Genomic DNA, 16,629 nt, shown 5'->3' with positions numbered 1-16,629 from the left:
AGTTGTTGCTTCGCCTGAACGTTTGACTTCGCTGCCTGGGCAGGCAAGATGCCCACCCCACCAGAATTCCCAATGATTCAACTCGTATTCCTTGGTTTCCATTAGTTATAGGAATCGGCCCTGACCCCAGCCGATGGCGGTTTTGCCAGTCTTCGCAGACTATCGATTATCGTACTATTGCGGAAGAAATCGACCAGCATATGGGGTGGATCGGCATCGGGCTTGCGTTGAACCACGCGGCGCAGTCGCCACAGCATAAAGCCAAGCATCCAGACCATATCGGTAATCACCGCATAGAGCCAGCCATAATTTTTGGTGAAGTAACGACGACGCGACTCAAACCAGTAAGTGGGCAAGCGTTTGGGGCGATCGGTTCGTACCGTGACTCCAGTACTTTGTCCAGCAATGTGCATAACGCGGCTTTCGGGTACATACCAGCACTCCCAACCCGATCGCTGGGCTTGCAGGCAAAAATCTGTTTCCTCGTAGTACAGAAAATATTCCTCATCCATTAGCCCGATGTCTGCAAACACCTGGCGGCGCACCATCATACTGGCTCCTGGCAGCCAATCGATTTGGGTGGGGTGATCTGGCATCTCCTGGGGCACAACCCAACGATTCAGCAGCTTAGTGACTAGTCCAATCCGCAGTCCCCCATCCAATTCGCTCAATATGGAGGGAAATCGGAACGCATAGGGCCAGCGTGAACCATCGGGGTTTTCCAGTCCACTCCCACAAATGCCTGCTTCAGGGTGTTTTTCCATGAATTCCACTAATGTCCAGACCGCGCCAGGACGGATGGTGGTATCTGGGTTGAGGAGCAGGCAGTAGTCCGGGGGTTCAGATGATTGCAGGGCTGGACGAATGACCAAATTGTTGCCGTAGGCATAGCCACCGTTGTAACCCGATGGAATCAGCGTCGCCCAGTCGCCCCAGCCCTGTTCAACGATCGCAGCCTGAATGTACTCCAGGGAATCATCCCCCGATTCGTTGTCCACTATGGCAACCCGGATGCTGGGATGAGCCTGCACTTCTTCCTTCAGCGATCGCAAACCTTCCACTACCAACCGTGACGTGCGATAGTTCACGATCACGACCAGAACCGACGGATTATTTAATGCAAAATCACTCATGGTTGTAGAAAAATGTGTCTGAATATTAACTATTCCCTACCGTCATCAACGGGAGCCGGATTGAACCAGAGATAAAGAGTTGGCAAGGTTGTGTTCCAGATGGTTGCGGATGCGTTGAGCCATGTCTTCCACTGCGGGTTCTTGCAGCATACTGGCATGTCCTCCAGCCACGTCATACACCGTCACCCCCATCACCCCCTTCGAGGTTCGCTGTCCCCACCCCAGCAATGGATCGGCATACTTGCAGGTATGGGGTTCATCAGCCCCTTCGCCACTGGTCGCCCGCAGCAGTAACAGGTTTCCTGAGTAATCCGTATGGGGGACGTGCTCCTTTTCTGCTAATTCGTAGACCGTCCGTACAGGGAAGTTTGCCAGGAAGGGGGGTAAAATCGCTTTGCGATCGAGATAAAACCGCAGCAACTTGAATCGAATTCGATCGGTCACTGCCTTAGAGCGAGATTGGGTTTCATAGCGTACTAAGTTGGAGGCCTTATTGAGCATCTTACCCAGAACTCCAACGATGCGCTCATGGGCTGGACGGCTCCCCTCCTGTTTAAGAACCTGAGTGAAGCGGGATAATCGTTCGCTGGCAATTCGCCCGACTTTTTCCTCAGCCTGACTGTCCGCTGCATCCATCAGTGCGACCAACGCTACCTGCTGACCTTGTGCTTCTAGCTGACAAGCCATTTCAAAGGACAGCACCCCTCCAGCACACATTCCTCCCAGCAGGTATGGCCCCTGCGGTTGCACGGTGCGGATTTGCTCAATGTAATAGGCGGCCATATCAGCAATGCGGGTGTGGAGAATGGGGAAACCTGGACGATTCAGGGGTTGAATTCCGTAAACCGTACGCGGAGCCAGGCGTTTGGCCAAATTTCGGTACAGCAGGGTTTCACCATCGCCATCGTGAACCAGGAACAGGGGAGGATCGGCATTACCGGACTGGAGTAATACGAGAGAGGTAGGAGTCTCCTCCTGAGACCGCCTCTTTTTCCGTTCAAGCCGCTGGGCCAGAGCTTCGATCGTAGGACGTTCCACCAAAGTTGTTAGGGGCAGCTTTTGTCCGAAGGTTTTCTGGATTTTGACAAAAACTTCCACTGCCAGCAGCGATGTGCCCCCCAGATCGAAGTAGTTGTCTGTCACGCCAACGGTGTCAAGCTTGAGCAATTCTGACCAAATTTTCACTAACTTCTGTTCAGTTGTTGTTCGGGGAGGAACTAGCTCATGCCCCAGGTCAGGACGGACGGCTTTTCCTTGCCTGCGAATGTGTTGCAGAATCTGAGTGGGCGATCGCAGCTCAGTGGCAATCATCTGCAAGCGTTCAGATCGGTTGATCGGCTCTGGTTTGTTGCTTTGAACTGAGGCTTTAGCCTGAGGTTGGGGCGAGGTAGGATCGGCATCAGAGCGAGCGGTATCCGAGGGATTAGCGGAGGGATTGTAGGCAAGCTGGGCCGCATAGTCAGTGGGAAACTCGAAGCAAAAGCCCTCATCGGTGGTAGTTTTGAAGTCAGCCCCGCAGCGTTCCAGGAAGCTCAGAGCAGGCTGATTCTTCTTCGAGGGGATGAAGGGAACTCGCACCGTCGGTAATCCCCGCTGTTGCGCCAGTTGTCCCAATTCTCGAAGCATCTGGTATTCCACACCGCGCCCCAGAACTCGACAACTCAGCAGGAAGGTATCAACTTCCAGTGCCGCTGCTCGATCGCCAAAGATCATGACTCCGACCAGTCCGTAATCCCCAAACCGATCGCGTACTTCAATGGCGCGAGATTCCAGCCCCTGAGCGGCTAGCTGCTGAATATCTGCTTCCGATCGACGGCGAGTGGTGCAGTTAAATTGATTGGTGCGCTGGGTCAGTTGGGCAACGCGAGGTTGTTGTTCTTCAGTGGGGACAGCAATATCAACGGACAATTCCAGGCTGGAGAGAAAGGCTTCAATGGAGGTCGCTTCTTTCTCCAACCGCGATCGGGCCACGTTTTGCTGATAGAGAGCCGTTCGTTTCCGGTCTTCCTCGGTGACGGTGAGATGGTCAAAGGCCCATACATGCGCCAAAAACGCTGGTATATCTTCTTCTCGTTTCGGCAATTGCAGGGTTAGCACTTCCGGACAATTTGTCCGCACCTCTGCACACTCTACCGGGTTATCATCCAGGAAGATAAAGCTATCCAACCCCAGGTTGAGATCTGCCGCTAACGATCGCAGGTTCCCCGACTTGGGCAACCAGTTGATCCGCCAACTCACCAGATGATCCAGCTTGAGTGGCATGTCTGGGCGTTTCTCAAACACCTCCATTACATCTGCTTCATTGTTTTTGCTGCACAAACACAGCACCATGCCCGCATTCTGTTGTTCAATCATGAACTGTTGCAGAGCCTGGAAAGGAGCAGAAAACTCAATACCATCTACGCCATCTTCTCCGACAATCCCTTTCCAAATGGTATTGTCACAATCCAGGGCAATCACCTTGTAGGGCGATCGCTTGATGGCATAGATGCGGCGAGCAAGGGTGGTACCGAGGGCGGTGAAAAAGTCGGGCGTATAGGGAATATGGCCCAACCGATCGCGCTCAGGAGCATAGACCGAGGCTGAGGCATAACGTTCAAAATCAGGCGATCGCAGCAGGTGAAAATTGCTGGCTCCTCCGAGTTCGCTCAAAAATTGCTCTTCAATGGCTTGAAAGGCGATCGGCCAATCTGGATGATTTTGAACCGCCGGAGAAGGGGGACAAATGCACAGGATATGGGCTGCGGCCGATCGGTTCAGGGCAGCCTGGAGAGCCTGACAGAGTTCCTGGGCATTGCGCTGTACTTCCGCGAGCCGTTGGGTATCTGAAGTATCTTCGGTTTGACTGAATCGCCACCAATCTTCAAATCGAACCAGCAGGAGATTGACTCCCGTTTGGTTTTGAGCGAAGAGACTCGTGGGATCCAGCAGTTGTTGAAAAATTTGGTTGTAGGGTGCGAACTCTATCGATGCTGGAATAGCCAGCTTTTCCATCCAAAATGCTAGTGATTCTTCAAGCGGTTCAGCCGTAAATGTGGCGGACACAGCGATCGGTTGCTGAAGACTAGCGGCTACGGGTACAGGAAGTTGAGTGGACTGCATCACGCTTCTCAAAATTTATAGACAGTAGGGTGCTAGCACTTTTGAAAACTAATTCATCCGACTAGTCAGATTCAGACCATCGAACCTGAGCAGTCAAGTGAGTTGGATCAGGATAGCCGAACTCAAACCCCAACGCCTGCTCTACGGGCAAGGCTGAGTCTAGCAACAGGGAAAACTTTACTGACTCGGATTAACCTGACTAGATTGACCTGACTAGGACGATGGGCAAAGGTGAGAGTCAGTATTACTCGCTGAATATAGCGATAATAGGACGACTCCTATCCAATGTTAAGGTTACTGACATCACTAACATCACAACTGGCATCACTTCGTGAGCACATTGCATGAGCACATTGCATGAGCATATTCTCCCTGATTATTGGACCCAACTTGGCTTCGGACGATACACATGATTGCCACCAATGATTCAACCAAACGGAAGTGCATTTTTCTGGTATTGACAGATCTACTCCCACATAACCACACTAGTCAAAAATCCTTAGAAGTATTGTGAAAGCTTGTTGTGGTTTTCGGGGGAGTTATACAAAGATTTGAAAAGAAACGCCCATCCTACGTAAAAAGCCGTTAATGGGGGGCGATCGGGTGTTCTTTGCGTAAAATCTTGTGATAGCGTGTATTGATAATTAGGAAGATAAGGTTTCAAGTCGCGTTTCTTCTGTTATTGCATCTCAGGCTAGAGGTTTGCTTACAGAGCGTCCGGATTGTTCTCGCTTTGCAGGGAACAAAAGAAATCAGGGGATGATCAACTACCTTAAGGTTTGGCTGTTTGGTGACTCAAACTTGAATGATGTTATCAAATGATTTCATCAAGATGGTCGCTCCCATCTTCATGGTTGAAGTCAGTGATTCCACTCAAGAATTGAGCCAGGTTTACCTAGGTTTACCGAGTTTCCCTCTAAATCTGTTTTGCTTGTTTAGCAAATTCTGTCAGCCAAATTCTGTCAGCCAAATTCCGTCTAGAGTTCAGCCCATTCTGCCTAGAAATGACTATGAGAGCCACGGTCAGTCATACTCAACTTGCCAAATCCAGGACATCCGTGAAGATTCCGTCTACCCGACCCCATGATTTGCATTTTGCTCATGAGGGAAGGCGATCGGCGGTAGGGATATCCATTGCCGTCTTGGTGACGCTCCTGTCTGCGATGCCGGGATCTGCTCAGGCTCCTACTTTGCCTGAAGATGCAACGGAAAGTCCCATTGAAATTCCGGTAGAAACGATCGATCCACTGGATCCGGACGCACCCTTCCAGTTAAATCCGCTCACTGATACGCCAGGATCGGGAACCATTCAAGTTCCTGAAATTGTCCCCATTCCACCCCGGCCTACTCCGATTCAACCCCTGTCACCCGTTCCGGGAGCGCGGGAGGGAGTCACTACCGATGAAGCAACCTATGTGTTGGGGCCGGGAGATGAAATTACCCTGGATATCTTTGATATTCCTGAGTTTACGAATACCTATAGAGTTCTGGTGGATGGTTCCGTTGTCTTTCCCTGGATTGGTCGGGTTCAGGTACAAGGACGCACGATCGAAGAAGTAACCTCCATCGTGACGCAAGAATATGTCAGACGACAATTTTTAGTTGATCCGCTGATTACGATCAATCTACTGACTCCTCGAACCCTGACGGTGAGCGTTGTGGGAGAGATTAGACGGCCTGGAGCTTATTCCATTAGTCCTGAAGGAGCGGCCAGTACTGCGGTTCAGGCTGATGGCGGTGGTGGTGGTGAAGGCGCACCGAATCAGTGGCCAACTGTGTCACGGGCGATTCAGGCGGCGGGTGGAATTACTCAACTGGCCGACCTGCGCAATATTCAAATTCGCCGGGCATTGCCAGATGGCTCGGAGCAATTGATAGATATTGACCTGTGGGAACTGATTCGCACCGGACAACTGACCCAGGACATTACCCTGCGCGATCGAGATACCCTGGTGATTCCTACGGCGACTGCCCTCAACCCGGATGAGGCTGCTCTGATTGGTTCAGCTAGCTTTGCACCGGGTGTGATTCGCATTAATGTGGTGGGTGAAACGGTTCAACCGGGCGTGATTGAAGTGCCGCCTAATACTTCTCTCAATCAGGCGATTCAAGCGGCTGGCGGGTTCGATCGGCGGCGAGCCAGAACCAGTCGGGTAGACTTAATTCGTCTCAATCCCAACGGTACGGCGGTTCAGCGGAGAATTCCAATTGATTTTGCAGCTGGAATTAATGAAGAAACTAATCCAGCGTTGCGGGATGGAGATACGGTGGTGGTTGGGCGATCGGGGCTTGTATCAACGACCGATTTTCTTCAAACCGTCTTGACTCCGGTAGGAGCCATCCTGGCACCGTTCAACATTCTGCGTGATCTCTTCAATAACGATTGATTGATTTGGAGCAACGGACACATCGGGTAGTTCAGAGCAAATGATAATTTTCAGCAACAAGAATTCCGGGGGCATCTATCATAAAGGAGAGTTAGGCAGGCAACTGCAAGTATATTTTGCGAGCCGTTGGTGATGACTACTCCTCTGAACGAATTTTTTCTGTGTTAGTCGCCTGTTTTACAAGGATGGGTATTTAAGCTGCGTAGAGGTCAACATGGAGACAGAGCAAACATCTCAGGTTTTGACATCTAATGTAAGGGGGAGGGCATATGTCCAGCCGCCGATCGAACCAGACGAAGGAGAAGGTCAAGCCAATCGGGGTTTGAATCTGCGATCGCTGGGACGAACGGTACAACGGCAAGCTCTGTTAATTGCGGGTGTGGCCACGCTGGTAGCCGTTGGGGCCAGTTACCTGGCAATGCAGGAACCTCCTACCTACGAGGGTGATTTCCGAATTTTGGTTGAGCCAGTCACGACAGAGGCTAGGCTATCCGATCCGCTAACGGTGACGCGGACGGATGGCGGGGTTCCGAACCGTGATGCCTTCGCCATTGACTACACCACACAAATTCAGGTCTTGCTCACCCCAAGACGACTGAATCAGATTGTGCAGGATGTCCAGGCCCAGTATCCGGATTTTGGCTATAACGATCTGGTCAATGGTTTGGATGTGCGACGGCTCACGGTAGAAGGTTCTCCTGAGCCTACCCGCATCATTCAGGTGTCGTTTGAAGGGGACGATCCAGGATTGGTGCAGAAGGTGCTCCGAGTCACCGCCGATCGCTACCTGGAATACAGTCTGGACGATCGCCGGACTCGCACTGGGGAAGGGGTTCGCTTTATTGAAGAACAACTCCCAGCGGTGGAGCAGCGCGTCAGCCAGATCCAGGATGAACTGCAACAAATCCAGCAGCAGAATGGCCTGATTGATCCGGGAACTCAGGGGGGGCAACTCTCCACCCGAATTGACGATATCGTCACGCTGGAACTGGCAACCGATCGAGAATTGCAAGAGCAGCAAGTGTTGTTCTCTAACCTGCAGCGGCAGTTGGATAACCTGACTCCTGAACAGGCGATCGCGGCTTCTGCCCTGAGTGAAGATCCCAACTATCAGGCATTGCAAACTCAGTTGCTCACCCTGGAAGGGGAAATTGCCACTCAATCGTCTCGCTTTGGGCCAGGCAGTCCAGTTTTACGATCGCTGACCGCCCAGAGAGCCAGCATTGAAGCATTATTGGCAGAACGGACATCAGAAGTGGTGGGCCCTGAAAATGTCGGTAATGCTCAGATACAGGCCTTTCAAAACTCGGTTCGGCTGGACTTAACGAACCAACTAGTCACCGCAGGCAACCAGATTGATGTGTTGCAGGCTCGGCAGCGAGAAATTCAGGCATCCCGGCAGCAGTTTGAAAACCAGCTCCAGCAGTTCCCCGGTATTGCCCGACGGTATGCGGATCTGACCAGAGAACTGGAAATTTCAACCCAAACCCTGAACCGGCTGCGGAACCAGCTTGAAACCCTGCGGATTGAATCAGCTCAGACTGAAGTTCCCTGGGAATTGATCTCTGATCCGCTGATTCCCCGTGATGCTCAGGGCGATCCCATTCCCCAACCCTCCAGGGCTTCTCGGATTGTGATTGCGGGAGCTGCGTTCGGATTAATTCTGGGAACGTTGTTGGCTCTGCTGGTCGAGCGGTATCGCAATGTTTACTACGCAGTTGATGATGTCCAGGAGACGATTCCCCTGCCTCTGGTGGGCGTAATTCCCTTTTCCAGAGGGGCAAAGCAGTCCTTCGACTTCCCATCCACCTTCAGCACGGAGGAAATTGATGATAGTCGGTTGGGGACGGCTTCATTCCGTGAGTCCTTCAGCGATCTCTACTCCAATATTCGGTTGGCGGAACCACCCATTCGATCGGTGATGATTTGCTCGGCAGAACCGGGAGATGGCAAAACCACGATCGCCCTGTATCTGGCACAAACCGCTGCTGGAGCGGGTCAGAAGGTGCTGCTGGTGGATACCAACCTGCGGTTACCTCAGATTCATAATCGTCTGGATCTACCCAACACTAAAGGGTTAAGTGGGCTTCTGAATAACGATCTGGTGGTGGACGACCTGATCCAGCGATCGACCCTCTCAGATTCCCTTTACGTCCTGACGGCGGGGCCGTCTATTCCCGGATCGGCTCGTCTGCTGGGGTCTGACCGCATGAAGTCTCTGATGGACAAGCTGGAGAATGAATACGATCTGGTGATCTACGACACTCCTCATCTGTTTGGGTTGACGGATGCGAGCTTCCTGACGACTCAGGTGGATGAGATCTTGATGGTCATTGCGGCGAACAAAACCAACCGCACGGTGGCCGATCGGGTAATTAGTAAGCTGTCGATGGTGCGGCCAACGGGAGTCAGCCTGATCACGAACTACCTGAAGGAAAGCAATAGCCCCAGTGGTTCATCCTTGAACCGTTATCAAGGTGTTGCCCAGACCCGTCGGGAAAACCCCCTGAGCAATCGACTGTAATTTGGCTCAAGTCTGGCGATCGTGTTTGAAGTATGACGGCCATGTCATTGGCCGTCAATCTTTTTAGGCAAATTCTTTTTTAGGCAAATTCTTCAGGTCAAAGAAGTCCAGTGGACAGGTTACGCAATCACCGATCCTGAACAAAGATCTCAGTGCATCAGTTTAAGGTGATCACCGTTACTTCGGGTGGACAAAATAGCCGTCCAGGTAAGTAGGTTCCCAAACCTCGGTTCACATAAAGCAAGTTCTGACCAACCTGATGCATGCCCTGGGCCCATTCCCAATGGCGCATCACCTTGTAGCAGTCTTCTCGCATATAGGGAATCCACGGATAAAGGGGCTTCGGAATATACCGACGGACGGTTTGATACCAGGTGGGAAATGGCCCCAATCCCGGCAGAACGATTTGTCCACCGTGGGAGTGCCCTGAAAGCTGTAAATCAATCCGCCAGGACTGTAATCGATTGGCCGTATCGGGATTATGGGAAAGAACAATGCGTGGTGTTTCTGCGCTGAGTTCGGCAAAAACTGGAGCGGGGTTAAACTCCCTCGACCAAAAATCCGCTAATCCGACGATCGGCAACTCCGTTCCCAGAGGGTAAGCGATCTGATTCCAGAGAACCTGAATTCCCACGGCGGTCAGGGCAGCAGTGACTTCTGACTGAGCACCGATCGGATAGATATCATGGTTCCCCAGAACAGCATAGGTTCCGAGGCGGCTCTTCAACGTTTGCAACCATTTGGCCAGTTCATGGATTGGGGCAGGGTCGTCTGTAACGTAATCTCCCGTCAGTACAACCAGATCAGGGTTAATGTGATTTGCTGCTTCGATCGCCTCAGCCAGGAGTGCCTCTGACAAACGCAACCCATCAAAGTGTAAATCCGAGAGTTGGACTAATGTTGTTCCCCGCAGGGACTCAGGTAAACCTGCAATTTCAACCGTCAACCGTTCAACACTGAGTTTGCCTGACAATAGCCTGTGCATAGCCTGATTGTTCCTTCCCGGAATGGCAATCCCAGCTTACCAAAGGAACCGATCGGACTGGTTGTTATCTGTGCAACATACACCCTTTGAACAGCAGGAAGCACGACGGTGGTTATTACAAAATTCATCTACCCACCCATTGACCTGAAGCATCCAATTTTAGGGTCAATCCGTACAAAAGTAGTACAAGAGCCAACCTCATGTAACCACTCCAGCGGAGCATAATAATTTTTTATAAAAAAAGGCGCGTCTAATGATATTTAAGGACAAGATCAGCAACAGAGCAGATTTCTAAAACTTCAGCTTTGTCTGTATTATTCCTGCTCGACGGGTTATTCTTAACTCAAATTCTTCATCCCCAGCTCACACAGAGTCCACTCCCGTCCGTCAGCGTTATTTTTCTTAATCCAGGAAACGCGCACTTTAAGAGTTTTTTATGAAATAACTGAGGGGGTATGGGCTGAAGTAGGGAATATTATCTATTAAGTTCAATGGTCAAACATCCGAGTTCAATCAATGTCTGTAGCTTTACAAATCGGTGAACGTCTCATTGCGGCTGAAGAGGTTCTGCCTCTCCTGGCAGGCTATCGGATGTTACCCCAATTTATCCAGGAACTTCTAATCGATCAGGCCATCGCTTCGATCGAGTGTACTCCTGAGGAAACGGCTGAAGCTTGTGAGCAGTTCTATGTTCAGACCCAAATTACTGACGAGAAAGCCCGCAGGACTTGGTTGGGGCGTTATGGGATGACGGAAGAGCAATTACAGGCTCTAGCCACTCGCGGAGTCCGGATTGAGAAGTTCAAGCAAGCAACCTGGGGATTGAAGCTAGAGTCCTATTTCCTGAGTCGCAAGGGACAGCTTGACAAAGTCATTTATTCATTAATCCGGACAAAGGATGTGGGGATTGCTCAGGAGCTTTACTTTCGGATTCTAGAAGGAGAACAATCTCTGGGTGAATTGGCTCGGGTCTACTCCCAAGGCCCAGAGGCCCAGACCGATGGGCTGATTGGCCCGGTGGAGCTCAGTGTACCCCATCCGACCCTCGCCCAACTATTAACCCTGAGTCAGCCAGGACAACTTTGCCCCCCTACCCGCGTGGGTGAGTGGTTGGTTTTGGTGCGTCTAGAAAAATTTATTCCTGCCCAGTTAGATGAAGCCATGCGCCGTCGTCTACTGGATGAATGTTTCAACACCTGGTTGGCTGATCAGTTAGAAAAGCTTGGTTCAATTTCATTTGCGCCCTCTACTTCTGCCTCCACCGCCCCATGACCTATACAAAAGCCTCCGTTCAAGATTTTCTTGCTACGATTCCCCCCTTTGATCAACTTTCCCCCGCTGGATTAGCCTACTTGACCGATCGCTTCCAGCTGCTGCGCTATCGCATGGGGCAAGCGGTTTTAATTCGAGATAAGCTGCCTGCCCAGTTATCGATTCTCTACGAAGGACGAGTCCGGTTATTGGGCCATGATCCTCGGACTCAGCGGCCCGTCACCCTGGAACTGCTTAAGCCCGGTGCGATCATTGGCTGGGTGGGTCTAATTCGGGGGGTTGCCTGTGAAACGGTGATCGCTTCCGATGAAACCATTTGCCTGACGCTGGCGGCTTCTGATTTTCTAGCGTTACTGGAACGGGAACCCCAGATCGCCCTAGCCTTCCGCCAGCAATGTCCCCTGATTGAGGTGTTTGATCTGCTGGGGGCTGAACTCCATCGGCAGGCGATCGGCGATGCAGACTTAAAGGAACTTTCTGTACGGGCTGCATCCTCTGCGGTGGTTTGTAATTTACCCCCTGGACGAACGCCCCTGAATCAGTTGGAACGCGATCGGCTGTGGCTGGTGAGCGGCGGAGAGGTAAGTAACTATCCCGTGGCCAGTCGGCTCAATGTGAATGCCAAGTCGGTGGAGTTGGGAGCCTATCTGGAGGTCGTGGGAGACAGACCCGCGCGGGTGATTGGCTTTCCCAAAGACATCACCGACCCCGAGGCACTGGCGACTTCCCAGAGCATGACCCATCTTCAGGGCACAACCGATTTACAACCTTCTGATGTTCTGTCGGTTGATGAAGCCGATTCCCTGGAAGTGCAGGCTCCTGAGGATAATATTCCCTACGCCCCCGATCGCCCACCCGATCCAGAACCAACCTACCGCAGCGGTTTCCAGCAACCCGTTCCGACCAAGTTCCCCTTCGTACGCGGGAAGGGGCAGCCAGATGTCACCATGGCCTGTTTCCAGATGCTCTGTCAGCATTTCAATATGCCGTTTCGGCGGGATGTGATTCGGCGAGTATTGGTCAGCCAGATGGAGCGGCTAGGGGGTGTTTCCCTGGATCTGTGCGGTGCGATCGCTGAAATGATGGGATTAAATGCTCAACTGGTGATGGTGCCCGCTAGCGCGATCAGTCGGCTGGAAGCTCCGGCCCTGGTGGAATGGCAGGACAGTATGGCTCTGCTCTACAGCATTACCGAGCGGGAGATGGTGATTGCGGTGCCGGAACTGGGAATCATTCGCCGCAAGCCAGCCGACTTTATTGAAACCTGGGGCGATCGGGGTGAGGTTCTCCTGCTGCAATCGACCCGCCAAACGCCACAGAAACGATTTGGGCTGGACTGGTTCCTGCCTTCAATTCAAAAGTATCGGCGGGTGCTGATTGAGGTGTTTGTCGCCTCCTTCTTTGTGCAACTGTTTGCCCTGGCCAATCCCTTGATGATTCAGGTGATCATTGACAAGGTAATTGTCCAGCAGAGTGTGAGCACCCTGCACGTTCTGGGCATTTTCCTGGTGATTATTGCCATCTTTGAGGCGATTCTCAGCAGCGTCCGCACTTACCTGTTTGTGGATACCACCAACCGGATTGACATGACCCTGGGGTCAGAAATTATCGATCACCTGCTGCGGCTGCCGTTGCGGTACTTTGAGCGTCGTCCGGTGGGTGAGTTGGCGACTCGAATTAATGAGCTGGAAAACATTCGGCAATTCCTGACGGGTACTGCGCTAACGGTGGTGTTAGATGCGGTGTTCTCGGTGATCTACATCGTGGTGATGTTGCTCTATAGCTGGGTGCTGACCCTGGTTTCCCTGGTGACAGTGCCCCTCTTCATCCTGCTGGCGGTGGTGGCTTCCCCCCTGATTCGCCAACAACTCCGGGTTAAAGCCGAGCGCAATGCGGAAACCCAATCCTACTTAGTCGAGGTGATGTCGGGGATTCAAACGGTCAAGGCGCAGAATATGGAGCTGCGATCGCGCTGGCAGTGGCAACAGCGGTATGCTCGCTACGTCAGTGCGGGCTTTAAAACCGTCCTCACCTCTACGACGGCTGGAGCTGCCAGTAATTTCCTCAACCAACTTTCCGGTCTACTGGTGATCTGGGTTGGGGCGTACCTGGTTCTTCAACAGGAACTATCCCTGGGTCAGTTAATTGCCTTCCGAATTATTGCGGGTTATGTCACCAGTCCCCTGCTCCGTCTGGCGCAACTGTGGCAAAACTTCCAGGAAGTCGGACTGTCCATCGAACGTCTCAGCGATATTGTGGATGCCTCGCCAGAAGCGGATGAAACCGATCGCCAGAACATTCCCATGCCTGCGATTCAGGGAGCGGTCGCGTTTGATGATGTCTCCTTCCGCTTCGGCACGAGTGGCCCCTGGCAGTTGTCCAATGTCAATCTAGAGTTTCCGGTGGGTGCGTTTGTTGGCATTGTCGGTCAGAGTGGTTCTGGGAAGAGTACGCTGATGAAGCTGTTGCCCCGGTTGTACGACCTGGAGGTAGGGCGGATTCTGATCGATGGATATGACATCGGCAAGGTAGAACTCTATTCCCTCCGCCGGCAGATTGGGATTGTTCCCCAGGAACCCCTCCTGTTTGAAGGAACGGTGCAGGAAAATATCGCCATCACCTGCCCGGATGCTTCGCCGGAGGATATTATCCGTGCTGCTGAAATTGCGGTAGCCCACGAGTTCATCATGAAGTTGCCCAATGGGTACAACACCCGAGTGGGTGAGCGGGGAGCCTCTCTGTCTGGAGGACAACGGCAGCGGATTGCGATCGCCCGTACGGTGCTCCAAAATCCCAGCTTGCTAATCCTGGATGAAGCGACGAGTGCCCTGGACTATGACTCGGAACGTCGGGTTTGTCTCAACCTGGCGGAAGCGTTTCAGGGACGCACGGTCTTCTTTATTACCCACCGCCTCAGTACAATTCGTAATGCTGACGTAATTCTACTGATGGATAAGGGTTCCCCCGTAGAGCTGGGCACCCACGACGAGCTAATGTCCCTGCGTGGACGGTATTATTGCTTGTATCAGCAGCAGCAAGCGGTCAGCGAAGAAACCTGATCTCAGTCCCAATGTCAGTCCAATCTCTCAGTAATGGTCGAGTAGAAACCCGACCGACCAGACTCACCCTACTCCCGACCAACTAAGGACTTTTCTGCCATGATGATTCGACGCAATGGAAACAATGGGAAAAATAATGCCAAGCGCAATGGTGATAAGCACCAGCGATCGATCGTGCTGGCTCCCAGGGATGAAATCGATCAATCGGCGATCGATGGCGAACTGGTTGAAGAGGAATCCCACTCATTAACCCATACTGAAGCCTTTGACCAGCCTGTGATTTTGCAGCAAACCAGCCTCTGGTCACGGGCCATCCTCTGGGGCATCGTGGGATTTGCCAGCGTTGCCATTATCTGGGCTTCGGTCGCTCGGATTGAGGAAGCGGTTCCAGCCACCGGGCAACTGCAACCGGAAGGGCAAGTGCAGCCTGTGCAGGCTCCCTTAGGCGGTGTTGTGGAAGAAATCTATGTGCAGGAAGGGCAGCGGGTGACCCAGGGGGATGTGCTGATGCGCTTTGACCCCACGGCTGCGGTAGCGGAACGGCAGTCACTGGAACAGGTTCAGTCCTTACTCCAGCGACAAAATCAGTTCCTGCGATCGCAACTGAATGGAACCACGGCAACTCCCGACTCGACGCAGTTGCAGCAGCTTGATTTGTCCTCAGAAATTCAGGCGTTGACAGCCAACCGGGCGGCTCTGCTGGCGGAAAATCGGTTATACCAGTCTCAGCTAACGGGGACAATTGATGCTGGACTGACCCCCGATCAGGCAGCTCGGTTACGGGATAATCTCTCGGAGTCCCAGTCACGGGAAGCGGCAGCTCGTCTGGAGGTGTCTCAGCTTCAGGAACAGTTGAATCAGGTGCGGACGCAACTGGCTACGGCTCGGCAAAGTTTGTCGATCGATGAAGAAGTGCTGGGTGATTTACGGCCCTTGCTGGAGGAGGGGGGCATCCAGCGGTTACAGGTGACTCGTCAAGAGCAGCAGGTTCTGGAATCTCAATCGGAAGTACAGCGGCTCAGTCAAGAGGAACAACGGTTAGAGTTCGCCATTGCCCAGGCGCGGGAGCGGTTACAGAACACGATTTCCCTCTCCAGCACCGATCTGCGGGAAAAAATCTCTAACAACGAGCAGCAGATTGCCACGATCGACAGTCAACTGAATCAGCGGATTCTGGACAATGAAACCCGATTGGCGGAAATCAATAGCCAACTCAGTCAAACGGAGCTAACCCTGCGGTATCAGGAACTTCGGGCCCCGGTGGATGGAGTGGTGTTTGACCTGCAAGCCAGGGGACGGGGATTTGTGGCCAACACCAGTGAACCCATTTTGAAGGTGGTGCCGACCAACGCGCTGATTGCTGAAGTGTTTGTCACCAACCGGGATATTGGCTTCATTGAAGAGGGAATGCCGGTTGATGTTCGGATCGATACGTTCCCATTCAGTGAGTTTGGTGATATTAAAGGGCGAATTGTTCATATTGGATCTGATGCCCTGCCCCCGGATCAGGTGAATCCCTTCTATCGCTTCCCGGTCAAGATCGAGATGGATCGACAAGTCATTCGGGCCGGGGGACGAGATATTCCCCTCCAAACCGGGATGTCGATTACCGCCAATATCATTACCCGCGATCGAACGGTGATGAGCATCTTTACCGATCAGTTCAGACGACAGGTGGATAATCTTAGAACGGTGCGGTAAGGCTGTTCATTCCGGTTGCGTGACAAAACTTTACTATCGAGGCATGGTAGAAGCAAACGGCAAGCCCAAGGTGGGTCGTAGTGCTCGCCTCCTGGGAGTCAGGCTTGGCATTGATATTGATATTGAAGAAATACCGAAGGATTGGCTGAATGCCCAGGGATATTTGCGACCCGAAGCAGAACGCAAAGCCACAGGGGAGGTGGTGATTGTAGCCGTTAGAAGCACGAAAGGGATGTCCACATCACTCTCGATCGAGAGCTTACCTGCCTTTCGCAGACCTTCAGCTTTTGGAGGAATGGGAAGAGATCCCCTGTGGCAAATTGAAGATAGCAAAATTGGTGGCGATCTTGAGGCTGTCCAAGACGGTGCCACTCACGTTAGCATTGTGCCAAGAGTCACGATGCTTTTGGAAAAGTACGAGACTGCATTGGCAAATACCCAAAATGACTGGGAGAGGGTTAGTTGA

The 16,629-nt window shown here is 52.3% G+C and carries 9 protein-coding genes; 6 read left to right on the top strand and 3 right to left on the bottom strand.

Annotated elements, in window-relative coordinates; genetic code table 11:
* Positions 1-101: 101 nt before the first annotated feature.
* Together ACM1PF_RS21585 and ACM1PF_RS21580 are read right to left on the bottom strand one after the other, a co-directional pair.
* Positions 102-1,133: a glycosyltransferase family 2 protein gene (locus tag ACM1PF_RS21585; RefSeq protein WP_416666742.1), complete on the bottom strand. Its 1,032-nt coding sequence runs from the start codon at positions 1,131-1,133 to the stop codon at positions 102-104.
* A gap of 45 nt (positions 1,134-1,178) precedes the next feature.
* Positions 1,179-4,235 (bottom strand): HAD-IIIC family phosphatase, encoded by a 3,057-nt coding sequence (locus ACM1PF_RS21580; RefSeq protein ID WP_416666739.1) that lies wholly within the window; start codon positions 4,233-4,235, stop codon positions 1,179-1,181.
* 1,010 nt (positions 4,236-5,245) lie between these two features.
* Here ACM1PF_RS21580 and ACM1PF_RS21575 point away from each other — a divergent pair.
* Together ACM1PF_RS21575 and ACM1PF_RS21570 are read left to right on the top strand one after the other, a co-directional pair.
* Complete coding sequence (locus ACM1PF_RS21575; RefSeq protein WP_416666736.1) at positions 5,246-6,622, top strand: polysaccharide biosynthesis/export family protein; 1,377 nt, start codon at positions 5,246-5,248, stop codon at positions 6,620-6,622.
* 214 nt (positions 6,623-6,836) lie between these two features.
* Positions 6,837-9,146: a GumC family protein gene (locus ACM1PF_RS21570; protein WP_416666733.1), complete on the top strand. Its 2,310-nt coding sequence runs from the start codon at positions 6,837-6,839 to the stop codon at positions 9,144-9,146.
* A 157-nt stretch (positions 9,147-9,303) separates the two neighbouring features.
* Here ACM1PF_RS21570 and ACM1PF_RS21565 read toward each other — a convergent pair whose 3' ends face one another.
* A complete protein-coding gene (locus ACM1PF_RS21565) occupies positions 9,304-10,131 on the bottom strand; it encodes a metallophosphoesterase (RefSeq protein WP_416666730.1) in 828 nt (275 codons plus the stop codon).
* A 516-nt stretch (positions 10,132-10,647) separates the two neighbouring features.
* Here ACM1PF_RS21565 and ACM1PF_RS21560 point away from each other — a divergent pair.
* The 4 genes from ACM1PF_RS21560 to ACM1PF_RS21545 all read left to right on the top strand — a co-directional run bounded on the left by ACM1PF_RS21560 (position 10,648) and on the right by ACM1PF_RS21545 (position 16,629).
* The gene (locus tag ACM1PF_RS21560; RefSeq protein WP_416666727.1) at positions 10,648-11,403 is read left to right on the top strand and encodes a peptidylprolyl isomerase; all 756 of its coding nucleotides are present in this window, start codon (positions 10,648-10,650) and stop codon (positions 11,401-11,403) included.
* A complete protein-coding gene (locus ACM1PF_RS21555) occupies positions 11,400-14,462 on the top strand; it encodes a peptidase domain-containing ABC transporter (protein WP_416666724.1) in 3,063 nt (1,020 codons plus the stop codon). The genes ACM1PF_RS21560 and ACM1PF_RS21555 overlap by 4 nt, the downstream gene beginning before the upstream one ends.
* Before the next feature lie 99 nt (positions 14,463-14,561).
* Complete coding sequence (locus ACM1PF_RS21550; protein WP_416666721.1) at positions 14,562-16,163, top strand: HlyD family efflux transporter periplasmic adaptor subunit; 1,602 nt, start codon at positions 14,562-14,564, stop codon at positions 16,161-16,163.
* Between the two features lie 19 nt (positions 16,164-16,182).
* Positions 16,183-16,629, top strand: a complete 447-nt coding sequence (locus ACM1PF_RS21545; protein WP_416666719.1) for a Tse2 family ADP-ribosyltransferase toxin — start codon at positions 16,183-16,185, stop codon at positions 16,627-16,629.

Origin of the sequence: Egbenema bharatensis FJBBOT/2019 (genome assembly GCF_048077055.1) — a bacterium.
Lineage (GTDB): Bacteria > Cyanobacteriota > Cyanobacteriia > Elainellales > Elainellaceae > Egbenema > Egbenema bharatensis.
The sequence above is the reverse complement of the archived record's forward strand: the minus strand, read 5'-3'. Positions and strand labels throughout refer to the sequence as shown.